The sequence below is a fragment of the Lacticaseibacillus paracasei subsp. paracasei genome, from assembly GCF_000829035.1.
Classification (GTDB): domain Bacteria; phylum Bacillota; class Bacilli; order Lactobacillales; family Lactobacillaceae; genus Lacticaseibacillus; species Lacticaseibacillus paracasei.
This window is the reverse complement of the sequence record NZ_AP012541.1, coordinates 1836338-1860854: the sequence shown is the minus strand read 5'-3', so window position 1 is coordinate 1860854 and position 24517 is coordinate 1836338. Positions and strand designations below refer to the sequence as shown.

The window sequence follows — 24517 nt, the reverse complement described above, 5'->3', positions numbered from 1 at the left end:
CCGTACGGTTAACGATCGAAGCCGTGCGCATTATGCGAGCAACAGATGAGGGAAGGCATTGATACCGGTTAAGCAATGCTGAAACAGGACGGTGCAACTCCGCCCGCTCGCTTTTTTGGATCAAAAAAATAAGAAAAGAAAATAGCCGAAAAAATGAAAAGAGGTGCTATAATTAGACAATAAATAGAAAGCTGGCGAGAATATGGAACCATATATTTTTAATGATGATTTTTCGCAGAAATTAGTAGATGGATTGAGGCAAGGATACTTGGACTATTTGGAGGAGCGTTTTGAAAAGAAGCGTGAAATGATTGTTAGCTCCGGATATTCATGGACACGAGCCAACCACATAGATGACCAAATAAAAAGGCAATTTGATGGTGATGATACTGTAGACCCCAAAGTTTTTCAAACTTCATCGTGGAAGTTTGTCTGCTTCAAAATAAGAGAAGGCGGTCATTATATTTGGCTTGTTCAAAAACCGCAGCGAACTATTGACGGTGGTTATTTAGGAGGAAAAGAAAACGGAAAAAGAAATGTAATATCTCAGTGGGGAATGGAATTCAATAAAGATTTTAAAGACTTATTTACAAACAAAAAAGAGGCCGAACAGCTTTCTATACTTGATATGCCTGAGGAAGATGAGCAGGCTTTAAACGAGGTTCGGCAAGAGTCTTCTTCTGATGATGTTCCAGAAGCACTCTATTTGTTGACTTATAGAGTGAATGATAGCAAAGATATATCTGATGTTGGCTTAAACCTGTTTTTTGGATCGAAAGTGTTAGAAATAAAAGATTTGAAGGCACTTAATGCAGCAAGCCCAGTTAGAATGCCTAGTGAGATTTTAGAAGGCTTGGATTCGAGTGATCTTATAAATCCAAATACAGAAAACGAAGAACAAGTTGAATTTTATAAGGAAGCTAAAAAGAAAACAGACACGGACACAAACAATCAAAAATAGATATATGAGGGGATTTCAATGTTTTATGGAGAAAATCTCAAAAATTTAAGAATGCTATATGGCGTATCTCGTAAAGAACTAGCCAATAAGTTGAAATTGACTGAGCAATCAATAGGAAACTATGAAAATGAAAGTTTTTCGCCAGAAATTAACACTGTAATTGAAATGAGCAAAATTTTTGACGTTAAAAGCACTTTCTTTTTCAAAAAGTTTCCAAGGAACGGGATCGTTCCAACACAACACGTTGCATTTAGATCATCTGAAAGAAATATTAGAAAGAGCGTTGCTCAAAACGTCACTCAGATTAATTTTGCAGCAAATATTATTGAATACTGCGAAGCGGTCATAAATTTCAAAGCCAACAAATTAAAGAGTCTTGTTCATCAGCTTAATACAACAAAAAAGAAAGCTTTATTATCCGGAAAAGGGTGGACAATTGAAGATACTGCAAAATACACTAGGAATAGTTTAAAAATAGATAGCAATAAAAGGCTACTTTACATTGTTGAAAATGCTGGAGCATTTGTTATAGAGAAAGAAATTGATATTAATGCGGATGCCTACAGTGTTTGGACTAGAAATGAGGATGGTTCATTACGCTCTCCTTTTATTATTTTAGGAAGACGTAATAAGAGCGCTGTTAGAAGAATTTTTGATGTTGCTCATGAGCTTGGTCATCTATTAATGCACACAAATGTTGATTTTGAGAACTTGGAAAACTCAGAGTTTAGGGAGTACGAGCATGAGGCAAATGAGTTTGCATCCGCGTTGCTCTTACCACAAGAAAAAATCAAAGAAGCATTCAAGACTGTGCGCAATCCTGCAAGGCCAGATGATTATAAGCTTATTAAAAAAGACTTTCTTGTTTCGTTAGCGACCGCTGAGTATCGGGCTTATAAACTAGGGCTTGTATCTAAAGAACAAAACAATCGCTTTTTTGCTTCTATGTATAGAAAACACTATAAACAAATTGAGCCTTTGGATAACGATATTCCTATCAATCGTCCAGAGAAAATAAAGACGCTTTTGAAGTTACTTTATGAAAGAGGGGACCTAGGTTCAATCATATCGGACGTATTTCAAATAGAGCCGAAACTACTAATTGAAGTTTTAGGACTTTCTGATTCGTTTCTCGGAACAATTACTGATTCCAGTTCTTCGCAAAATAATATTTTCCGTTTTGCTTAGTAGTCTATATGGTGACTAAATAGCACTCCGCCAAACGGTGAGGTGCTATTTTTATACATAATTTCGGAGGAAACCAATTTGAAACAGTCAGAAAAATGGAAACGCGGATTACCATACGTTGGCAACAAGGGCCAAAAGGCAGAAAAGATCATCGACATCTTGCCCGCTGGCAACCGTCTAGTTGACGTATTCGGAGGCGGTGGATCAATCAGCTTGACAGCAGCCTCGTCTGGTAAATGGAACGAAGTAGTTTACAATGACCGGCGAAGAACAGCCGTTGATCTGCTGAAAGCATTGATCGAAGACAGCCCTCATTTTGATCTAATGAAGTATGTATATATGGATCGCGAAACGTTTGACAACTGGCGAGATAACATGCCTGATTCGATTGAACGCACTCTTGTGCTGACCGTTTGGAGCTTTGGCAACAACCTACACGATTATTTGTGGGGAAAGAAAACCGAAAAAGAAAAATTGTTAGTAACAAGAGCATTATTCTCAGGAAATACTGGTACACAACTAGATGGGCTTTATTCATATGCAAAAAATGAAACCACTATTTCGGGGAAATATACCGTCTATCACAAATGGCGCCGAAACCAATTGGAGCAACTCGAGCAACTCGAGCGACTCCAGCGGATCCAGCAACTCGAGCAACTCGAGCGACTCCAGCAACTTCAGCAAATTGAGCAACTTGAACGACTGGAACCGCTAAAATATTCGGTGCTTGACTATCGCTCAATCGACGTCAAACCTAGCGACGTTGTATATTGTGATCCACCCTATATTGGCACATCTAAAGACTACGGTGGTTTTGACAATGATTCATTCCAGCAATGGCTCGCAAAATGCCCGGCAAAACAAATATATATAAGCGAATACACACAGCTGCCTCATACCGAGGTGGCTTTTGTTTTGGGCAAAAAGCAATCGTTTCAGTCAAAAGGCGAGAGACCGGAAGAACTACTGCTGAAATACGTAAAAGAATAAATTTCAGGAGGCGAGTAGATGCAATGGACAGATGAACAGATCGGTGACATTAGGAAGCTCGCCTCTGAAGGCTTTACCAGACGAGAGACAGCCGACAAGCTCGGGATTAGCTATGATGCGTTGCAGGGCAAAGCAAAACGGCTTGGAATCGAGTTCCAAAAGCCATTGAATAATGAATACGATTCAGCGAAAACAGATAGAAAGAGCCAACCCGTTGATAGAAAAGTCGCTCTTAATGCTGATGGTAGTCAAACAGTCACTGCCTTAATGAGACTCAAGCATGAGCCAAATAAAGACCCACGAACTTTGATGGAGTTGTGTGGATACGATCCTGACAAGTTCGAGATGGTCTTAGGCGACTACAAAGTGTATGAGCAGCATAGTACCGAAAATGGCACAGTTCCGCAGTACAGCATTCATATTCGCGTAAAGCCGAAACAAGGCTTATCGATAAGCGAAATGGCTGAAGCGTTCAACGACAAAATCATTCCGGTCAATTACGGCATGAAGAAATCGGGCGATCGCAACTTAGTCATCCCATTGCCTGACCTGCACTTTGGCTGGACAACATTCGCCGATCTAAAAGACATGGTGAGTCAACTTAGAGAGATCATCATGGACGGCTACAACGAGATTGTGATCGAGCAATTGGGAGATCTATTCCATAGTGATCAGATTCATGCAACACAAACGGTTAGAGGGACACAACTAGATCACGCAAACATGCGTCAGGCATTCCATGATGCAGTGAAGCTCTTTGATCAAATTGTTCCGCTGGCAATTGAATATAGCAATCGCGTCTCAATCAAGAGCGTGTTCGGTAACCATTCAGGTGATCTCGAATACGCTTTTCTTTATGCGCTGATAGATCGCTATCCACAAGTACACGTTGATCTCAATGACAGCAATTTGGCAACCGACTGGCGCTGTGCATACTTGCTAGGGCATGTTGGCATTATGCTCGCCCACGGAGATGTAGCCAAGGACAAGCTGACAGGGCTTTTCCCATTTGAGTACAAAAAGATATTCAATATGGCAAAAACATACGAACTTCACTCAGGCCACTATCATAGCGAGCGGTTTAAAGATGATCGTGGCATTATGTGGCGCCAGCTTGGAACAGCAAAGCCAAATGATCCCTATGAGATTAAGAATGGCTTCACCACGGGCAAACATCTGCTGTATGCGTTCGTTTATGACGACGAAAGATTGAGGTGTACTTATGAACTCAACTGAAATTTGGAAAGATATTGAAGGATTTGAAGGCCTCTACCAAGTTAGCAACATGGGAAGAGTAAGAAGCCTTGAACGTGTAGACGCACAAGGACGCCGCTTAAAAGGGAAGGTGATCGCCAGCTTTCCAAATAGAAACGGGTACCTCAAGGTCAATTTATATTGGGACAGAAGCATAAAGCAAGTGTTCATTCATCGCTTGGTAGCCGCAGCATTTTTAGACAATCCCGACAACTTGCCAGAAGTCAATCACATAGACGAGGACAAAGGCAACAACTTAGTTGAAAATCTTGAGTGGTGTACAGCGTTATATAATACCAATTACGGTACTCGCACCGAACGCGCGGCAAAGGCAAACGAGCGTCCAATCTATGCGGTAAGTGGATCGGGACATCGCTATTTCTTTGAAAGTGCCAGAAAAGCCGCGGAACTTCTTGGACTAGACCGAAGCGCTGTATCTAAGTGTCTTCGTGGCAAGCGCAAATATCACGGAGGTTTTTCATTCGAGTTGGCGGTGTAAGTCATGTCAGGTATGAAACGTGTTAGCTATGGCTACGTTAGCCGCACGGAGCAAAAAATCATTGAAGAGCTATCAAGGGAAACAATACACGGAGGGAAACATATGCTCTCAAATAATATTAAAGGCAAAAGTAGGCAGTTGTCTCACCGTCAGTTGCCTCCACCGGCACCAGTGCTACCAAAAATGGAAGAATCACTGCCAACTCGTGCCAATGCAACTAAGAAATACAAAGACAGTCTGATTGCTGATGTGAACGATGCCATTAATCAAGGAATTAATACTACATCCCCAATCTCAGTTGGCGTTGCCAAGTACAATCCAGCAGTCGTTAATGAAGTAATCAGTTTGCTAAATAAATCAGGATGGGATGTTACTAGTCTAAATATTGACGGTAACGGTTCCTATTCGACAATCATATTATCTTAATCGAGAGGAGATTTAGCATGTGCAATTTTTTATTACTGCTAACACTGATATTCGTGCTGGCCAAGCTATTCGGCTTGATCGCATGGAGTTGGCTGCTAGTATTCGCGCCACTAATAGTGATGATTGCTTTGCTGGTGTTGTTTATCGGATTGGGGATCGTCATTAGATTACATGAGGAATAGCGCATGCGTGTGAAGGTATGCCGCAAGGCTGGATGCAACAATGTAATCCCGTATGATCAAGCAAATCCATACTGCGCTGAGCACGCATCCCTGTATAAGCCTAACTATGCTGATGTCACAAAGCACGTTAAACGTGACACATCGTACTACGACAAGTACAAGCGCGACAAAGAGTCCGCCGCATTCTATAAGTCTAAGATATGGGAACACACCGCACGTGATGCTAAAGCTCATGCCTACTTCACTTGTGCATGTTGTGGCAAGACCTATGACAAGCCTGGCTATCTAGTCACTGATCACATCGTGCCTTTGAGGATTGACAGAAGCAAGTGCTTAGATCATGACAACCTATGGGTACTGTGCAAAGGCTGTCACTATTGGAAGACACAGCTAGAGGACAAGATATATAAATCACAATCACGAATAGAGAATCTTGACACTGCGACAAAATGGACACGAGAAAAAATATCAACATGGATTCTCGCTCACAAAAAATAACGGGGGCCCCTATGTAGGTCGCAGGGGACCTCACACACCAGTGTCCATTTGCCGAAAACTCATTTTTTGAAAAATTTCGGCTTTTTAGACTTGAATCCCAATAAATAGCGGTTTCTGATGCTGAAAGGAGGTGTGTTTTTTGCCTGAAAATCAACCAAAATTGACAGTATTGCACTCAAAAAGCTCAAATACCGTGACAGCTGATGAAGATGATCTTAAGGAGATCCAGAACACACCGCCAGCTCATCTTGATGATGAAGCATCGCGTCTTTGGAAGGCGATTGTTCCAGAAATAAAGAAAATTGGCTATCTTAAAAAGATAGATCAGCCAGCGCTTGAATTATATTGCCGCTACTACTCTATTTACATTAAGTCTGAGCAGCTAATCGAAAAACAAGGGCTGTGGATTTATGACAACGATGATGTTGCGGTGAAGCGCTCTCCGGGCGCTGTTCAGATGGACTCTTGTGTAAAAAACATGAAGTCGCTAGGACATGACTTGGGCCTTACATTTGACTCTGGACTACGCCAGATAACTGTCGAAGAGCCAGAAAAGCCTAAGCAAGATAGCCCATTGAAGGAGGTTAAGTTTGGTGCGGACGTTTGATTTCACTGGTGTGCAAGATATTCGCGGTTACGTAAAGCCGCACCAATCAGATTACCAAGTACTGTTTGATAAGTACCGCGACCCAGGGACAAGATACGCTTATGACGTGATGTTTACGGATAAATACATGACTGGTAGAGACGTGCAGTTGGCATGTATTCGGCACTTAAACGATTTGCTTAGAATTGGCAATGATGATTTTCCTTACCAATATAATTGCGACATGGTTAATGCCATTGAATACTTTTCACGACTGCTGCCCAATCCAGATGACACCTCAAAGAAAATTCAACCATTCAAATGGCAATCGTTTATCCTTGATAGCTTGATTGGATGGCGCACTCTGGACAATGGCACCAGATTCACAACTTCCAACATATCTATTGCTCGGCAGCAAGGCAAAACTTGGCTTGCTTCTATCCTAATCAACTTTTATTACTTCGTAGTGTGCTGGAATGCGACATCACAGGACTTGCTAGTGGCCAGTTACGATAGTGAACATGCAACCAAGCTGTTCAATGACGTATCTTTGCAGGCGAAGACAATTTTATCCCTGCCGGACTTTGCAGATGATGCTAGAGAGCGAGGCGTGGAAGCTCAGACCACGCAAGTTATTGCAAAAAATACTAAGAATACGATTCGAAAAGGCACATCACAAGGCGGTGGCTTTGATAGTTTCCACAACGCAATCGCTGTTTACGATGAAATTGGCAACTTGAGACCAGCACTGAATGAGACCTTAAAGCAGATTACATCCGGGCAAAATGGCATTAAGAACCGAATGTTTGTCAAGATTTCAACAGCTTACCCCGATATCAAGGTTAAGTTTAAGAATGATGAAGACGTAACTAGGGCTGCCATTGAGCATGACGCCGTTCGAGACGCTGACAATGTTTTTCAAGTAATTTATTCTCAGGACTCGGAGGATGAGGTGTTTGAACCCGAAACATGGGCAAAATCAAATCCTAATCTGCTTGAGCTGCCTAAAAGCAAACGCGATAACCTTCAAAATGCCCTTAATCAAGACCGCAACGATAACGAACGTGAGGGAACACTTGAAACCTTCGTAAATAAGTCACTAAATCTGTGGAGCCGGAGATTTCAAAACAGCTATTTGTCCCTAGACAACATTCAGCGCAGTATTATCGACCATTTTGATGTTAATGGACGTGATGTGTTCATCGGATTTGACGGATCGCAGACCAATGATAATACATCTTTTGGCTTCATTTATCCTTATACCGATCATGACAAACACATGTTTCATGTTCAGCAGCACAGCTTTATTCCCTTCGCACAGGCAAAAACCATTGAAGCCAAGTCGAAACAGGACGGATTAGATTACCTTAAATTGCAAGATGCAGGCTTTGTGGATATTACGAATCTTGCATCAGGCGTAATCAACACCGATCAGGTTTACCAGTGGTTGGTTGATTATGTTAATCAACATCGGCTAAAAGTAAAATTCATTATTGCAGATCCAAACCATGGTGAATGGCTAGAAAAGAAACTGGAGAATTATCAGCCGCAGTGGCAATGGTTCCCTTTGCCTCCTACCTCGTTCAAGCTGAATGAACCTACTAAGGACTTTCAGAATCTGTTTATTAATGGCAACATTTCGATGCTGAACGATCCGCTACTGATTGATGGGCTGAACAACGCTGTGTTGGTAGAAGATCGCGGCGGTTCGGTCAAGATTGACCGTCAAAATCGCACGAGTGATCATATTGATACGACTGATGCGCTTATTAATGCTCATGCGCAGGCAAAGTTCTATTTCGAAAACTATCATGATGAGGGATATAACCCACTGAATGATTTGGACGTGCAGGGAAAACGTGACTTTTTCAAGGCAATGTTTGGAGGTGGTAAATAATGGCAAAGATTATTGGCAATTTTTTCAGCAGTTGGGGCACGGTGATGATCTTTATCACCGGTTTGGCACTGATTGCGGTAGCAGCATTCACTTTTAACGTTGTTATTGGTTATCTAGTTGCAGGCTTTGAGCTGTGTTTAGTTGCTTACATTCTAGACAAAGAAAGGGGGTGAAGTTAAATGGGACTTCTAACCCCTAAAAATTTCAACAAACGCAAGGCCAAAAATATGGTCTATCCGAGCAATTCTGCTTTTTTCACGACCACGGTTGGCGGCATGCAGCTGTCTTATGTTTCGGCGCTGTCCGCTTTGCAAAACACTAATGTTTATAGTGTGATCAACCGTATTGCTAGCGATGTTGCCTCGGCACACTTCAAAACTGAAAATACTGCAACATTGAACCGACTTGAGAGCCCTAGCGGCTTGATAGGCCGGTTTTCTTTTTGGCAAGGTGCGTTGATGCAGCTGTGTTTGTCAGGCAATGATTACATTCCATTAGTTGGCCAAAATTTGGAACATATTCCTAACTCTGACGTCCAAATTAACTACTTGCCAGGCAATATGGGCATTGTTTATACGGTTTTGGAGGGCAATGATCGTCCTCAAATGGTTCTTAGGCAAGACCAAATGCTACATTTTAGGCTCATGCCAGACCCACAATATCGTTATTTGATTGGTCGATCGCCTTTAGAGAGCTTGCAAAACGCCCTTAATTTGGACGATAAAGCCTCAAAGAGCAACATGAGCGCCATGGAAAACCAGATTAATCCTGCCGGAAAGCTTACAATCAGCAACTATTTAAGCGATGGTAAAGACTTAGAATCGGCACGTGAAGAGTTTGAGAAGGCAAACACCGGTGATAACTCCGGTCGCTTGATGGTTTTACCCGATGGGTTCGATTACACCCAGCTTGAAATGAAGACGGATGTATTTAAGGCCTTGGCTGACAATTCAGCATACTCTGCTGATCAAATCTCCAAGGCCTTTGGCGTACCCAGCGACATTTTGGGTGGTGGCACATCGACTGAAAGCCAACATTCCAACATTGACCAGATCAAGGCAACATATCTGGCGAACTTAAACTCATATGTAAATCCAATCGTGGATGAGTTGCGTTTGAAGATGAACGCGCCTGATCTCGAATTAGATATCAAAGATATGTTGGATGTTGATGATTCGGCGCTTATCAACCAGGTATCAAATCTTGCTAAGTCTGGGGTGCTAGGTGCAGAACAGGCACAATTTATACTCACCCGATCTGGTTTTTTGCCAGATAACTTGCCGGAGTTCAAACCACTTACTAACCAAACGAAGGGAGGTGATGACAAGTGATTATTCCTGTTAAGGGCTACATTACAAGCGATGATTCTGCCCCTATTTATCGTGATTGGTTCGGAATGACTGTAACATCTCCATCCGATATTGTTGATAAGCTGCCTGACGATGGATCTGATGTCACACTTGAGATTGCCTCCGATGGTGGCGAGGTAGATCCAGCAACGGAAATTTGCAATGCTTTGCGTAGCTATCGAGGAAATGTGACAGCAAAGATCGTATCAAACGCATACTCTGCGGCTACCATTGTTGCCATGGGTGCCAATAAGGTTCAGATGGCGCCTGGTGCTAAGATGATGATTCATCGAGCATCAAGTGATGCTAGTGGTAATTCACGCGAGATGGATGCTGCTTCTGGGATGCTGAAAACTACCGATAGTGCAATTGCAAACATCTATGGTGCAAAGACTGGGAAACCTGCCGATGACTTTTTAGCATTGATGGATAAAGAAACATGGCTGGACGCTGATCAAGCTGTCGAACTAGGATTGGCTGATGAAAAGCTAGACTTCGACGCGCCGGTTGTAAATGCGGTGGGCCCGATTATTCCACATCAAGCAGTTCAACGAATTAAGAATCTGAAGGATGAAAATGAAAAGCTACGTAGTCAACTTCCAAAGCAAGACAATCTGCTAACCAAGAAGCTGGCTATTTTTTATGACAAAAAGGAGGTCCAATAATGGACAAATTACAAACGATTTTCAATGAAGTTAGCGCCAAGTGTGCCGACCTAAACGCGCAGCTCAACGCAAAATTACAAGATGAAAATGCATCTGTGGATGATTTCCAAAAGATCAAGGATGACTTAACCGCTGCCAAGGCACGTCGGGACGCTATTAACGATCAGATTAAGGATTTGGAAGCAGAAAAAGCATCAGAAACAAAGACTGAGACCAAAGATGACGGCAGCAAGAAAGGCACTGACCTGTCAAAAAAGCCAATTGATGACAAGAAGAAAGCTATCAACGACTTCATCCATAGCCATGGCAAGGTGATTGATGCAACCAGTCACGTTACTTCGACCGAAGCAGGCGTGTTAATTCCGGAAGAAATTATTTATGACCCTACCGCAGAAGTAAATTCGGTTGTTGATCTGTCTACCTTGGTTACCAAGACCCCAGTTACCACTCCTAAGGGCACGTACCCTATTTTGAAACGGGCAACTGATCGTTTTTCTAGCGTGGCAGAATTGGCCGAAAATCCCAAACTTGCTGAGCCTGAGTTCAATAAAGTTGATTGGTCTGTAGGAACATACCGTGGCGCAATTCCACTGTCCGAAGAAGCTATCGCTGATTCGCAAGTCGATTTGACCTCACTTGTTGGCCAGTCCATTAACGAGAAGTCTGTCAATACTTACAACGCGATGATTGCGCCTGTATTGCAGTCATTCACAGCCAAGGCAACAACCACTGATACTCTTGTAGATAGCCTTAAGCACATCCTGAACGTTGATCTTGATCCAGCTTACAGTCGTGCGCTGGTTGTCACTCAATCCCTGTTCAATACGTTGGATACTTTGAAGGACAAGAATGGGCGTTACTTGCTTCATGATGCGTCTGATTCAATCACCGATGGTACTGCAAAGGGCACGATTCTTGGTGTGCCTGTATATGTTGTTGGTGATACTCTTCTCGGCTCTCTTGCAGGTGATCAAAAAGCATTCGTTGGTGATCTGAAGCGTGGTGTCCTGTTTACGGATCGTCAGCAGGTCACTCTGGCATGGGAGGACAGCAAGATCTACGGTAAATATCTTGGTGCCGCGTTCCGATTTGGCGTCCAAAAGGCCGATAGCAATGCTGGATATTTTGTGACCAATACAGATGTACCTGGTTCCGGTCTTGGTAAGTAATACGATTATTAGTCGCCTAAGAAATAAACAATTCGCTGATAATGACGGGCGGCTATTAAGGGAGGGCTGAATATGACAGACAAGTCCCTTGCTGGCCTGGGAGTCACCCCGGAAGACATGCAGCAATACCTTAATCTTGATACCAATGGGGATGCTTCGGTGCTTGCCGATATGATCAGTACCGCAGAAGAAGCAATAATTGGGGCCATCGATGACACGATTGACGTTGGTATATACAGGAAATATCCATTGTTTAACCAAGCTGTACGTGTATTGGTGGACTTCATGTACTACAGTCGTGGCGCGTTGTCTGACCAAAGCAAGGCCTATCCACCCAGCTATGCTTACATGATCAACAGCATTCGTTGGAAGATTCAGCGTGATCAAGCAGCAAAGGCTGGTGGGACTGATGGCTAAATTTAAAGTAGCCGATTTCAGCCGCAAGGTTGATCTCGGATCTCCAAAATCACACACGACTGGTGCTGGCCTTAATATCACTAGCTTTGTTCCGAATTATAGTCTGCATTTCAAGCAGCAGACGCGGACACTCACCCAGCAGTACACGCTTGTGGGCACACGTTTGGACAATTCAATCACAGTTATTGTCAGGCACGATGTACGTAACGCAAGCCAACATCAGGCACGCCTTGATGGTATTGTGTATGACATTTCAGACATTAGCCCAGACGATTCAAACGATGCTATTCGCTATGACTATCTGACCCTAGTCAAAACAACTAAGGGGGCATAACCGTGGACATGGATGAGGCACTTGGCCAATGGCTTAAGCAAGTATCAAAGGCCGCCGAATTGTCTATTAGCGACCAAGAGAAGATTACCAAGGCTGGTGCTGACATATTTGCTGGCAAGCTACAAGAAGCAACCAAAGAAAAACACCCAGACACTAAGGGTACTGGTGGCAAGTATGGGCATCTGAGCGAGGACATTAGTGGTAAAAAAGGAGATATTGACGGTGACCATAATGGCAGCTCAACGGTCGCGTTTGGCAATAAAGCCTACATTGCTCGTTTCTTAAATGACGGGACAAAGAACATCCGCGGGGATCACTTTGTTGATAATGCCCGTGACGATGCCAAAGATGTTGTATTTGCCGCTGAAGCCGATAAATATCAGGCAATCATTGCCAAATCGAATGGTGGTGGGGATAAATGAGCGCTGTAAGTGATGCAGTAACGATGCTTACCCAAGCCAAAATTGCCAATATCAATGCAGTTAAAGGCAATAACTTGCCGCAAGAATTAGTCGATAATCTGAACACAACAGTCGTGCTGATTACTGATGCTGCTGATGATCCTACCGCCCATGGTGACAACGATTTCTGGGCGCTGAATCAGGAAGTAGAAGTACAGATTTGGTACTCGCAATTGCTCGATTCTGATCCCGAAATCATTGAGATCGCCATGATGAAGGCTTTTACTCATCAGCATTGGCAGGTAGCGGCCGTTAGGCAACGAACATTAGACCCAGACACACAGCAACTTTTTAACACATTTTATTTCAGTAGAACAAAGAATATTTAGGAGGCATTCAAATGGCAACAGTAGGTTTATATCAAATTCAGCTTGCTTTGGTTGATGCACAGCAAAAGTTAATTTCTGGCGCTGATACAGGACTAAGCACAGACGGTGTCTATACTGTCGATCACAAAGATTTAGGTACTAAAACGGCCAACATTACAGGCTTAGCAGGTACAATTGCTAAGATCTATGGCAACAACAACGTCCAAGACGTTACCGTTGGTACTTCAGAACCAACAGTGGCTTTGGATATTAACAACTTGGATTACAAAATCAAGCAGCAAATTAAAGGCTTTGTCAGTGATACCAAGGGCGGTTGGACCGATGAGAATTTGAAGGCTCATGTGGCCTTGCTTATTACCGCTCAAACCATTGATCGGGCGCACTTTGTCTATTATGGATTTGGTGATGGCGTCATGACCGAAACCGCAGCTAACATTCAGACTGATGCGGCAGCAGAACAACGTGTAGATGACACTTTGACTTACACAGCACTTTCTACTGTGGCCTTTGGAAACCAGCCATACAAGATTTACAGCGACCTTGATTCTAAGTTTGATAAAGCCAACATGTACAAAGAAGTGTTTGGCGGATATGTACTGTCACCCTCATTAGGCAAATAAGCCGGTGCTGACAGACGCAATCTGACACAATTTCATAGCAACAACTGAATGGCTCACGAATGTGCGCTATTTTTTATGCTCAAAAGTCGCTTTCTGGTGAACTTGGTGGTGTCCGATTCACCACAGCGACCTTATCAAATACAAAGGATGGTATTACCAATGAAAATCAAAGTTAGCCAGCTTAGCAATCGTGTACATGAAGTCAAAGTAACAAATCGTATTCTGCGAAATACACTAAAGTACCAGCTCAGCATGGCCGAGTCAGATGATGTGGAGAACAAATCGTTTACTGAGCAGCTTCATGCCAGCCTAAATGCGGTCAACAGCAATACAGATTTTATTGTCGATACGCTTAACTTAAACAAAGCAGAAAAAGAAAAGCTGGACGATTTGTCATTCGCTGAAACTGTAAAAATTGCTACTAGAGTTGCCCTTCGCGTTCAAGGACTTAGCGATGAAGACATCGATATGTCAGCAAAGAAGGCCGATGCCAGCAAAAGCGAAGACGAAGATAATTAGTGCTCCAGAACGAGTTTTTGAATTAAAGAATAAGCTTGAAGACTTTGATTATATGGGACAAAACGCAATGGTCAACATGCACTGGACTAGTGACCAATTCTGGGATGCGGAATATTTCGGATTTGTAACTTTGCTAAATGCAAAAAGTCCTAAAGATCGTCCAATTGATCCGGCAATCATGTGGAAGCAATACCAAGAGAAAGGGTGATTAAAGTGGCACAACAATATAACGCAACAATGAGCACCAAGATTGCCCTGGATCTGCTGAGTGCCAGCGAATCCGTCAAATCATTAACAGCGGTTGTTCGTTCCAGCCAAAACGCTTGGAAAGCTCAAGAAGCAGAGATGAAATCTGCTGGTGATGCAGTTGGAGCTGCTCAAGCTAAATATGATGGATTGGGTAAGTCTATTGAGTCACAACAGGCTAAGATTGATGCTTTAAAGTCTAAGCAAAGTGAACTCAAGGGCAATACTGCCGATGTTGCTCAACAGTTTTTAAAGTATCAGCAACAAATTGATGGTGCCACTAAGCAACTTGCTAGTATGCAGTCTCAACAAGACCGTGCCAAGCAAGCAATGGACTATCAAAAGTCTGGATTAGCTGGCTTACAGCAAGAGTACACAGCCGCTGCACGGGCAAATCAAGCTTATGTGACTCGCTTAGAGGCTGAAGGCAAACAGCAAGAAGCCAACAAGGCCAAAATGGATGGCTATAAGTCCTCCATTGGCAATCTGAATGAACAGTTGTCTAAACAGTCTGCTGAGTTGGATAAGATTGCCAGTGCTAGTGGCAAGGATTCAGACGCATGGCGTACACAGAAGACGCGTGTTGATGAAACGGCTACCAGTTTAGCAAAGGCTAAGTCTTCTATGACTGGTTTGCAAACTGAAATGGATAAGGCTAACCCCTCTGTTTTCAACAGAGTTAAAGAAGCTATATCGGGAACAAACAAACAAGCCGAAAAGACACCGGGCCTGCTTCGCAAAATTGTTGAAGGCGGCCTTATCACTAACGCCATCACAAGCGGCTGGCAACGTCTAAGCTCAAGCATTACCGACACGGTAAAGTCTGGGCTAGAACTTAACGAGGCCGGAGAAAAGCTGAAAATGACGTGGGAGAACATGGGCAAGTCGGCCAACGATGTCCAGATTCTTTCCGATCAAATGTCATATTTGCGCAGTGAAACTGGTGCAACCGGTGGCGAAGTTAACAAAATGCAAACCACCGTTGATACCATGACGCATGGTGTCACAAGTAAAACTCTCGTCATTAGTGCTGGTATTGCTAGCATTGCCACTGCTTCGCACAAAGGCGGAGACGGCATGGACGCTTTGTCTAAGGCGATGACGCGAGTCGTTGCCTCAGGTGATTTAACCACAACCAACCTTGCCAAACTTGAAAAGCAGGCTCCTACCTTAGGTGCACAATTAGCCAAAGCTGCCGGAGTCAGTCAGGAGTCATTTGCCAAAATGGTTGCTGACGGGAAAATAAAGTCTGACGACTTCATGAACTTGGTTTATAAAGTTGGGACAACAAGCAAGAGCACATTTGACCAATTTGGGAAAACCAGTGAAGGCGCAATGGCTCAAATGTCAGGCGCTTGGACCACATTAAAAGCTAAAATGACCGCGCCACTCTTTGATGTTAAGAATAGCGGCATGCAATCTCTTTCAGGTATTCTAACTTCACCAGTTGTACAGCAAGCGGCTACCGATCTTGGTAAAGGCCTAGCTAATATTGCTAATCGAGCGAAAGACATTCTTGACTATGTTTCCGCACACAAAAAAGATGTTACTGGTATTGCCGGAGATATGTGGGACATTGCCAAAATTGCTGGCGAAGAAGTCTGGTCCCTGTTCAAAACTGCAATCAAAGACATTGCCGGGTGGCTAAACGTTGGTGGTACTAATGCAAAGACGATGAAAGACCCGCTAAAGGCTATCCATGATGTGCTAGATGATATTGTCAAAAACAAATCTGGTATTCAAACTACCGTCAAAGTGATTGCAGGGCTTTGGATGACAAAAAAAGCACTGGAATTTGCAGCAGGATTAGGTCATGTGTACAGCGGTCTGAAAGCTTTAAGCGAAACAAGTCTGTTCGCCAAAATTGCGTCTAATTTTTCACTGCTAAAAGGCTCTGGTAATTCATTAGCCACTGCAGAAAGTGGGGCGAGCGCGGCTGCAAGCACAGTCGAAAAAGCCAGTTTAGGTAGCCGAGTTGTAGGCGGCTTAGGCAAACTAGGCGGCATTGGTGCTGGAATTGATGTTGCGGGCAGTATTGTACAAGCACTTACTTCGAATAGCTCACAGGAAAAGATTAAGGCGGCTTCAAAAGGAACAGGAACAACAATTGGCGCTGGAATAGGTGCTGCTTTAGGCTCTGTTATACCGGGCGCCGGCACTGCTGCTGGTGCTGGTATCGGTGCAGCGATTGGTGATGCATTAGGATCAACTAAGACTGTGCAGGGATGGGCCAAGTCAATTAAGAAGGCCATGAATGATGCTAGCAAGGGCGTCACAGTTAGGGCTCCTAAACTTAGCTCTGATACCAAGGCCTTGGGAGATTCATTTGCCAAATACACCAAGGCTTTATCCAAGAAGCTGGTTGTTTCGTTTAGCACAGACCCTAAGTCCATTGCACAGGCACAAAAGTCTGTAAAAGATACCTACTCAAAGATGAGCAAGAGTGTTGACAGCTACTATGCCAAAAAAGAAAAGGCTTCCGCATCTGATTTAGCAAAACTGGTTAAAGAAGGCGTCTTAACTCAGAAACAAGCCGATGAGCAACTTGCTAAGACTAAAAAATCTGATCAAGCGGCAGCTAAGGCAAAGAAATCTGCTTATGCTCAAATGGCTAAAGATGCCAATGCCTACTACACGCAAACGCAAAATATTGCTAACGGCAATACTAAAAAGCTACAGCAAATTGCGCAAAAGTACGGAACTAATTCTAAGAAATATGAAAACGAAAAGAACAAGGAACTACTAGCGGCCTACAAATCCTACGCAAATCAATATGCAAAGGATCAACTTACCAACAATAGTAAAATTACAACTCTTGTTAAGAAGGGTGCAGACCAGCAAGAAAAACTGCTTAATGAATTTAACAAGAAAAAGAGCAGTATGAGTCTTGCTCAAATTGATAGCACCGCCAAAAATGCCAAGAAAGAATATGACGCTGCAGTCAAACCTGCACAGCATGCACGTGATGACATTATCAAGGCTGCTGATGATCGCTATAAGAGTACCAAATCAACGGCAGACCACGAGTACAAAGACTTGGGAACTATTAGCAAGTCTCAGTATGAAGACATCGTATCAAAGGCGAGACAGCAGCGAGATGACACTTCGGGCGCTGCTAAAGACCAATACAACAAAGTCACAAAGCACGCTACTAATCAGTATAAGGAGACAGTAAAAGCAACTGACAGTCAACGTGCCGAAGTGACTAGACTTTCTTCTCAGCAGCACGATTCGGTGAATGGCTATGCTTCAGATCAATCGCAAACGGTTGTTAGCCACATGACTAAGCAGGCCAACAGTTCAATGTCAGCTGCATCAAAACAAGCGAATGGCACTGGCGACATCTTCAGTGGATTAGCTGGTTGGTGGAACAAAATTGTTGGTTTCTTCGGTGGACACAAAATGCCAGCAGCCAAGCCAACTTATGGTTATTCACAGGTTCAGCAACTTGCATATGCAAATGGTGGTGCCGTTCAGAATGGCATGGCACTAGTTGGTGAAGCCGGCCCCGAACTTCAATACAAGCCTTATGCTGGTACGTATAAACTGTTGGGAGCTAACGGTCCCGAGCTGACGAAAGTACAGCAAGGTGACTACATCTTAAACGCACGCGATACTTCTAAGGTGTTGGCTGGAGAATTGGGACATGTTTTGCCTGGCTACGCCAATGGTTTAGGTGGCCTTGACGGCATTATTGACGGGATTAAGAAGACAGCATCAAAAGTATGGGACAAGGTAAGCTCAACAGTTGGCAATATTCTGACACAAGTTGGGAATCCATTGAAGTTTTTCACCAATTTAGCGGGGAAGATATTCAACGTTAATTCGGTTGCTGGCGCTGGTTCAATGGCTCAACACACCTCAGCTGCTTTACGTGATGAAGATGTAAAAGGCGTAGCAGGCTTCTTTGACCGCATTAAAAAGTTGGAAGAAGAAATGAGTGCGGCCAATCCCGGTGGCTCAGGCGTGCAACGTTGGAAGCCATATGTTATTCGAGCTTTAAAGGCTAATGGATTTGATGCCTCGGCATACCAAGTTGCTGCATGGATGCGAGTTATCCAGCGTGAATCAAATGGTAATCCTAAGGCAATTAACTTGTGGGATAGCAACGCCAGAGCCGGCATACCTTCAATGGGGCTTGTACAAACCATTGGGCCAACATTCAATGCGAACAAGTTTCCAGGTCACGGCGATGTCTATAACGGCTATGATGATCTGCTTGCCGGTATTCACTACATGAAATCAATTTATGGCTCTGGAAGTTCTGCCTTTGCTCGTGTAAGCGGCCGTGAAGGTTACGCCAATGGTGGCTTGATTACACAGCCAATCCATGCGCTTGTTGGCGAAGATGGTCCAGAAACAATCTTGCCATTAACTAAAACAAGCCGTGCTTGGCAGCTGTTGGGACAGGCTGTTACCAACATCAATCACAACTTGGGTAATGGTTCCGTTGCTGAAAGCGAAAGCGGCGATACAGATGGTTTAGGAAAGAAGCTGGACAACATTGCCGACCTTCTCACGAAACTTAGCTTTGTACTGCAAGTTGGTGACGATCAGTTTTATCCAAAAGTTGCGCCAAAAGTTAAGCAGTACAACGACAGAAAAGACAGGTTCAATGCTTATTGGAAAGGAGGAACCGTTTAATTGAAACAAGCAGGCGTGACCATCACATACGCTGGAGTAGATATTAGCAAGTATATGTATGTACAGATGGTCGAACGTGATGTAGGAACTAATCACGTCAACACAATGCAAAAGGTCGGGATTAGCGATGGTCAGATGTTGCAATACATGTCACGGGACGTCAAGACGATTTTGGTAACTGGGATCGTTATGAATGACGATTTGGTACCACTAAGGCGTTCCTTGGCCGCTGCTATTGATGCGGACGAACCACAGCAACTAATCTTTGGGGATGAACCGGATAAATATTATCTTGCCATCGTAGATAGTCAGCCTACCTTCACCGAAGGTTTCCGATCAGGGACAATCTCAATCAGCTTCGTCTGTCCCGATGGTGGCATTGCGCACTCTGTAGCCACGCAGACGGCTGACAACACGCCATACAAGGACGTGCCAGTTAACGTGCTGACAGATTCTGGCTTTGAATCTGGGAAAACCCCAGCAAACTTTGCGTGGGGTGACATAAAAATGAAGGATAGGATTTTCTCCGTAAATGCGGGACCTGATGGAACATTTCCACAACCAATGGGTAAATTTATGCTTGAAGTTGGAAACTTCAGCAAAGATTCATCAGTCGATCCAGATCAATATGTACAATATCAATTGGCTGAACCAGTTGCCATTAAAGCAGGAGAAACATGGACATACAGCTACTACTATGCAAGCGCATGGTCAGCTACTGGACAAGCGTCAGACTATTTGCTGATGAGTGATTATTCCCCAATTGGGGGTCTGTCAATGGGCCATGACCAACGGGAAACTTCTGGAGGTCGAACAACGTGGCATCGTTTTGTAAAAACGTGGACAGCGGATAAAGACGTTACTGTAACCGCTTTGCGATTTGGTTTTGTTAAAACATCAGCAAGTCCGGGCTGGATTTGTATTGATAATATCAAATTAGGAAAAGAGCCAATTGCTTCTCCTTGGTCGCCTAACCCAGCTGATCCTGAATATTATACCGACACCATCACGGTGCACAATGGCGGCACCTATCCTGTCGAGCCAGTTATTACGGCAACTATGCACGCTGATAATGGATTTCTAGGATTTGCCAATAGTCAGGGTGGCGCGCTTCAGTTTGGCAACCCTGAAGAAATTGATGGCTATACCAGCGAAGAAAGTGAAGTGGCCTTGAATTTGGCAGCCGTTCAAGGCTCGCATATGGATAATCAAGCAGCTTCCAATAATCTTTACTGGGGAGACAATCCAGCTACGCCGAATGAACAGATTGGCAATGCGATTTGGACACAGGACAGCTATGATGGCTGGAAGGTTGAGCCTAATTGGCCCAGCATTACTGGCGACCACAAGTATTGGAATGGGCCTTCAATCAAACACAACCTTGCTCAGACACATAACGGTAACTTCAAGAGCAATCTCACGTGGGATGTTATGACACGTTTTCAAACTGGGGTAGCAAAGGTAGGTGCACTCGAAACAACCTTAGAAAGTGACGGCAAGCCAATCTTTCAGATGATACTGAAAGACAATAGTGCACTGTCTGACCAAATATGGTGGATGTGTTACTACAAAGACCAGCTAGTTGTCAATGAACAGTTGGATCGCAATATTTTCACTAATGACAAGTTCATTCAGTTGGAATTGCAGAAATTTGGTAATTCAGTTGTTTTCCGAGTGTCACCATGGGTTGGCAATAGAGGGAGAGAGACGACTATTAACCGCCAGTTTACCTTTGCGGATGCTGCCAATGTTGAGACTAAGCAATTCTCAACATGGTTCATGCGTGACAAGACATGGGGCGAATCGACTATGTATCTAATTGCGTCTACCGTTAAATGGCAGAACGTCAATTGGTATACAGATATTAAGAATCGTTTCAGCAATGACGATGTAATTACAATTGATGTGGCTAGTACCAAAACTTATTTCAATGGCAGCGAGGATCGCACCTTGCATACATTAGGCAACCAGTGGGACAAGTTTCTTTTGCCACCTGGTGACACTACCATTCAGCTCATGCCATCATCATGGGCAAAACCGTTTGCATGTGAAGTTAATTTGAAGGAGGCGTGGCTGTAAATGGAATACTATTTCTCAGACCGCAAATTCAACGTCATGGGCGTTGCAAGGACTAATGGCAAAGGCGAATGGCTTGTTAGCGCGGATAGTGAAGTTAAAACAACTGATGACAGGCCTGCCATTGCCTTAACCTTGACAATACCATTTAAAACTGAGCAAGAGCAAGCTATTGATGAAATGGCGGCTGAAAACAACTTTGTCTTATATCAAGATGAGGAAGGCAATGGACATCAAATGGTCATTGCCAGTGTTACTCATGATGCATTAGCACATATTCATACAGTCGTTTGCACGGATGCGGGTAACGATTTGATGAATGAGGTGGTGGGTGCCTATAAAGCTGACAAAGCCCATACTATTGCTGATTACATCCTCATGTTTACAAATGATTCTGGCTGGGAGATCGGTATTAATGAATTTCCTACAGACGTCAGAACACTTACATGGACAGATGAAGACACTTCACTTAGCCGCATTAAATCAGTCGCAAAAGATTTTGATGCAGTGCTTAGCTTTGGCTTTGTTTTTGTAGGTACGACTGCCGTAAAACGTGTTATCAATATCAGACACGAGGACGCTTCCGACAGTTTAATTTCCTTTGAGATGAACAAAGACATCAACAATATTGTAAAGACAGTTGATATCTACGACATGGAAACATCGGTGAAGGCCTATGGTGCTACACCTGACGGTTCAAACGATCCAATTAATTTGATTGGGTATAGTTGGACTGATCCAACCGGACAGTTTGTGCTTGATCAGTACGGATTCTTGCACGATACCATTGCCGTACAGAAATATTCACGTTTGTTAAGCAACAGCAACCCTAACCCAACACATTCTGACTGGAATCGGGTTAAAACGTTTGATTCAAACTCGCAGGCAGCACTTTTGCAAGCGGCTTTGGCAGACTTGAAGAAGTATAACCACCCAAATGTCAACTATGAAGTTGATTTGGCAAATGCGCCCTATGTGCCATTGAATCAAACGGTACACATTGTTGACGAGAACCAGAATCTATTTCTTTCCGCGAAAGTGCTGTCGGTTGAACGCAGCCGCGCTGGTCATTATACCAAGCTCACTTTAGGGGATTACGCAAATGAGCAGCCTAACTTGTACTCTGCACTCAAAGATATGGCAGTTAAGATTGAAAATATTCCCAAGGCCATTCAGTTTTATCCATGGATTCGTTACGCCGATGACGATAAAGGCACTAACATGTCAGCACTACCAGCCGGAAAGAAGTACATGGCGATTGTTCCCAATGCCAAGTCATCCGTTCCAAGTGACAATCCGGCAGATTATGCTGGCAAGTGGGCATTGATTCAGGGCAAAGATGGTGCTGATGGTGTTCCCGGTGCAAAAGGCGCTGATGGCCGTACAAGCTATTTTCACACTGCTTGGGCGAATGATGTAAGCGGCCAAAGCGGGTTCACGGTATCCGGTGGCGATGGCAAAAAGTACATTGGCACGTACAGTGACTTCACAAAGGCAGACAGCACCCATCCGGCTGATTACAATTGGGCGCTTTTTAAAGGCGCAGACGGTGATGTGGGGCCCAAAGGTGATCAAGGTTTGCCAGGGAAACCGGGTGCTGATGGTCGTACTGCCTATGCTCACTTTGCTTATGCAAATAGTCAAGATGGGAAGACCGACTTTTCAACCACTGATCCTAACCGTAAGTACATTGGTTTCTACAGCGACTTCGTATCTGACGATAGCACCAATCCAAGCAACTATAGCTGGTCACTGATTAAAGGTGCAGATGGCGCGAATGGTAAAGATGGGGTGCCGGGGAAACCGGGTGCAGATGGCAAAACATCGTACTTCCATATTGCCTATGCTGACAGTAGTGATGGTAGAACAAATTTCTCATTGGACACTCCGGGTTCTAGAAAATACATCGGTAGTTACACAGACTTCACACAAGCTGACAGCACTAATCCGGCTGTTTATAGTTGGCAACTAGTGCAAGGACCACAGGGACCACAAGGTGATAGTGGTACCGACGGTAAACCGGGTAAGGATGGCGTAGGCATCAAATCAACGCTTATCCAATACGCATCAAATACCAGCGGTACAGTAGCTCCAACAACTGGCTGGACAACAACGATTCCTGCAGCTTCACCCGGCTATTATGTTTGGACTAAGTACACATGGGCGTACACCGACGGCACTACAGAAGCAGGATACTCAGTGGGCAAGATTGGTGAGACTGGCCAAACTGGACAGAAGGGTGATACTGGTCCGCGAGGTCCTCAAGGGCCACAGGGACCTCAAGGCCCTCAAGGTATTCCTGGAAGCAAGGATGTGCCATACACTTACATTCAACTTGGCACGCCTGCTAGTCCCAAGAAAGGCGACCTATGGTGGCATGGCACAACACTCAACGATGCCACAGCATTACAGTATTACAATGGATCAACTTGGATTGACCAAAGTATCCAGCAAGCGGTTCTAAATATTGAAAAACTTGTTGCAATTGAGGTTGACAGTGCAATCATTAATTCTCCTGACATTAATGCACCATTCAATCACACTGCTCTTAGTGATGCCAATTTAGGAAAGTTTAGCAGTGGCAACACCAGTATGCAATATGGTCACGTGAATATCACAGGCAACCTTGAAAATGATCAAGGAAAAGCAGACGGACACACGCTGATTAGCGACTTAGGACCATCAGGATTTATCAGTCGGGAACGAACACCTGACAATGCCGGAGATACCCAATACGCTAACCTTCAAGGCGGCAAGCTCAATCTTTCAACATTAATTAGCGCTGAAAATGCAGCCACAAAAAAATATATCCAATCTAAATTCACTTCGGCAGACAACGTGACATTTTTCTACGTCAATACAACCGCGCTAAGAAACATTGATATTGATTACGCATATATTTACTACACGCGACGTGGAAATTTGGTGACCGTCAACTTTCAAATTCACACAATAGCTAATCAGTACAATTATTTGAGGCTCGCAGATATTAGACCCGGTTATACACCTCTTTTGACAAACAAAATTGTTGCAAGCTGCTTGAGCTTTTCAGATCCCGGACAATCTACAGCTATGTATTCAAGCACGCCAAGCGGAGGAACGGTCGGCTGGTATAGCAACATTTCCAAAGCCTCTGGCAGTTATGGGGGATCTGTTTCTTATATAACAAAAGACGATTATCCAACGGGGGATTCATTTTTTGCGTAA

General features: G+C 43.8%; 23 protein-coding genes and 1 pseudogene. All 24 read left to right on the top strand.

Features of this window, described 5'->3' with window-relative positions:
• Positions 1 to 202 precede the first annotated feature (202 nt).
• The 24 genes and pseudogenes from LBPC_RS09120 (at position 203) to LBPC_RS09015 (ending at position 24517) form a co-directional block, all read left to right on the top strand.
• Complete coding sequence (locus LBPC_RS09120) at positions 203 to 961, top strand: hypothetical protein (protein WP_003663199.1); 759 nt, start codon at positions 203 to 205, stop codon at positions 959 to 961.
• An 18-nt stretch (positions 962 to 979) separates the two neighbouring features.
• A complete protein-coding gene (locus LBPC_RS09115) occupies positions 980 to 2149 on the top strand; it encodes a spr1629 family repressor/antitoxin (protein WP_003663197.1) in 1170 nt (389 codons plus the stop codon).
• 78 nt (positions 2150 to 2227) lie between these two features.
• The gene (locus LBPC_RS09110) at positions 2228 to 3139 is read left to right on the top strand and encodes a DNA adenine methylase (RefSeq protein ID WP_032780904.1); all 912 of its coding nucleotides are present in this window, start codon (positions 2228 to 2230) and stop codon (positions 3137 to 3139) included.
• An 18-nt stretch (positions 3140 to 3157) separates the two neighbouring features.
• The gene (locus LBPC_RS09105) at positions 3158 to 4375 is read left to right on the top strand and encodes a GcrA family cell cycle regulator (protein ID WP_003660493.1); all 1218 of its coding nucleotides are present in this window, start codon (positions 3158 to 3160) and stop codon (positions 4373 to 4375) included.
• Positions 4362 to 4892 carry an NUMOD4 domain-containing protein gene (locus LBPC_RS09100; RefSeq protein WP_041091535.1) on the top strand — a complete coding sequence of 177 codons (531 nt, stop codon included), beginning with the start codon at positions 4362 to 4364 and terminating at the stop codon, positions 4890 to 4892. Before LBPC_RS09105 ends, LBPC_RS09100 begins: the two co-directional genes overlap by 14 nt.
• Before the next feature lie 3 nt (positions 4893 to 4895).
• Positions 4896 to 4982, top strand: a pseudogene (locus LBPC_RS17275) (ribonucleoside-diphosphate reductase); the annotation flags it as partial.
• Between the two features lie 12 nt (positions 4983 to 4994).
• The gene (locus tag LBPC_RS09095; protein WP_041091533.1) at positions 4995 to 5318 is read left to right on the top strand and encodes a hypothetical protein; all 324 of its coding nucleotides are present in this window, start codon (positions 4995 to 4997) and stop codon (positions 5316 to 5318) included.
• A 19-nt stretch (positions 5319 to 5337) separates the two neighbouring features.
• Complete coding sequence (locus LBPC_RS16825; protein ID WP_162259788.1) at positions 5338 to 5484, top strand: hypothetical protein; 147 nt, start codon at positions 5338 to 5340, stop codon at positions 5482 to 5484.
• Positions 5485 to 5503: 19 nt separating this feature from the next.
• Positions 5504 to 5998, top strand: coding sequence for an HNH endonuclease (locus LBPC_RS09090; RefSeq protein WP_003660499.1), 495 nt, complete (start codon positions 5504 to 5506; stop codon positions 5996 to 5998).
• 139 nt (positions 5999 to 6137) lie between these two features.
• The gene (locus LBPC_RS09085) at positions 6138 to 6605 is read left to right on the top strand and encodes a phage terminase small subunit P27 family (RefSeq protein WP_032780906.1); all 468 of its coding nucleotides are present in this window, start codon (positions 6138 to 6140) and stop codon (positions 6603 to 6605) included.
• Positions 6592 to 8481, top strand: a complete 1890-nt coding sequence (locus LBPC_RS09080; protein ID WP_003660503.1) for a terminase TerL endonuclease subunit — start codon at positions 6592 to 6594, stop codon at positions 8479 to 8481. Before LBPC_RS09085 ends, LBPC_RS09080 begins: the two co-directional genes overlap by 14 nt.
• Positions 8481 to 8654, top strand: coding sequence for a hypothetical protein (locus LBPC_RS17015; RefSeq protein ID WP_003660505.1), 174 nt, complete (start codon positions 8481 to 8483; stop codon positions 8652 to 8654). Before LBPC_RS09080 ends, LBPC_RS17015 begins: the two co-directional genes overlap by 1 nt.
• Before the next feature lie 6 nt (positions 8655 to 8660).
• Positions 8661 to 9812 carry a phage portal protein gene (locus LBPC_RS09075; protein WP_003660506.1) on the top strand — a complete coding sequence of 384 codons (1152 nt, stop codon included), beginning with the start codon at positions 8661 to 8663 and terminating at the stop codon, positions 9810 to 9812.
• Complete coding sequence (locus LBPC_RS09070; RefSeq protein ID WP_003660508.1) at positions 9809 to 10495, top strand: head maturation protease, ClpP-related; 687 nt, start codon at positions 9809 to 9811, stop codon at positions 10493 to 10495. Before LBPC_RS09075 ends, LBPC_RS09070 begins: the two co-directional genes overlap by 4 nt.
• Positions 10495 to 11664 (top strand): phage major capsid protein, encoded by a 1170-nt coding sequence (locus LBPC_RS09065; protein ID WP_003660510.1) that lies wholly within the window; start codon positions 10495 to 10497, stop codon positions 11662 to 11664. Before LBPC_RS09070 ends, LBPC_RS09065 begins: the two co-directional genes overlap by 1 nt.
• 72 nt (positions 11665 to 11736) lie before the next feature.
• Positions 11737 to 12081 carry a head-tail connector protein gene (locus tag LBPC_RS09060; protein WP_003660512.1) on the top strand — a complete coding sequence of 115 codons (345 nt, stop codon included), beginning with the start codon at positions 11737 to 11739 and terminating at the stop codon, positions 12079 to 12081.
• Positions 12074 to 12415 (top strand): phage head closure protein, encoded by a 342-nt coding sequence (locus LBPC_RS09055; RefSeq protein WP_003660513.1) that lies wholly within the window; start codon positions 12074 to 12076, stop codon positions 12413 to 12415. The genes LBPC_RS09060 and LBPC_RS09055 overlap by 8 nt, the downstream gene beginning before the upstream one ends.
• Positions 12416 to 12417: 2 nt before the next feature.
• The gene (locus LBPC_RS09050) at positions 12418 to 12837 is read left to right on the top strand and encodes an HK97-gp10 family putative phage morphogenesis protein (protein WP_050396399.1); all 420 of its coding nucleotides are present in this window, start codon (positions 12418 to 12420) and stop codon (positions 12835 to 12837) included.
• A complete protein-coding gene (locus LBPC_RS09045) occupies positions 12834 to 13205 on the top strand; it encodes a DUF806 family protein (RefSeq protein ID WP_003660517.1) in 372 nt (123 codons plus the stop codon). Before LBPC_RS09050 ends, LBPC_RS09045 begins: the two co-directional genes overlap by 4 nt.
• A gap of 11 nt (positions 13206 to 13216) precedes the next feature.
• Positions 13217 to 13825: a phage tail protein gene (locus tag LBPC_RS09040; RefSeq protein WP_003660519.1), complete on the top strand. Its 609-nt coding sequence runs from the start codon at positions 13217 to 13219 to the stop codon at positions 13823 to 13825.
• Between the two features lie 159 nt (positions 13826 to 13984).
• Positions 13985 to 14344 carry a phage tail tube assembly chaperone gene (locus LBPC_RS09035; RefSeq protein ID WP_032780909.1) on the top strand — a complete coding sequence of 120 codons (360 nt, stop codon included), beginning with the start codon at positions 13985 to 13987 and terminating at the stop codon, positions 14342 to 14344.
• A gap of 204 nt (positions 14345 to 14548) precedes the next feature.
• A complete protein-coding gene (locus LBPC_RS09025) occupies positions 14549 to 19234 on the top strand; it encodes a tape measure protein (RefSeq protein WP_003660525.1) in 4686 nt (1561 codons plus the stop codon).
• Complete coding sequence (locus tag LBPC_RS09020; protein ID WP_003660527.1) at positions 19235 to 21313, top strand: distal tail protein Dit; 2079 nt, start codon at positions 19235 to 19237, stop codon at positions 21311 to 21313. It begins immediately after the preceding gene.
• A complete protein-coding gene (locus tag LBPC_RS09015; protein WP_041091530.1) occupies positions 21314 to 24517 on the top strand; it encodes a phage tail spike protein in 3204 nt (1067 codons plus the stop codon).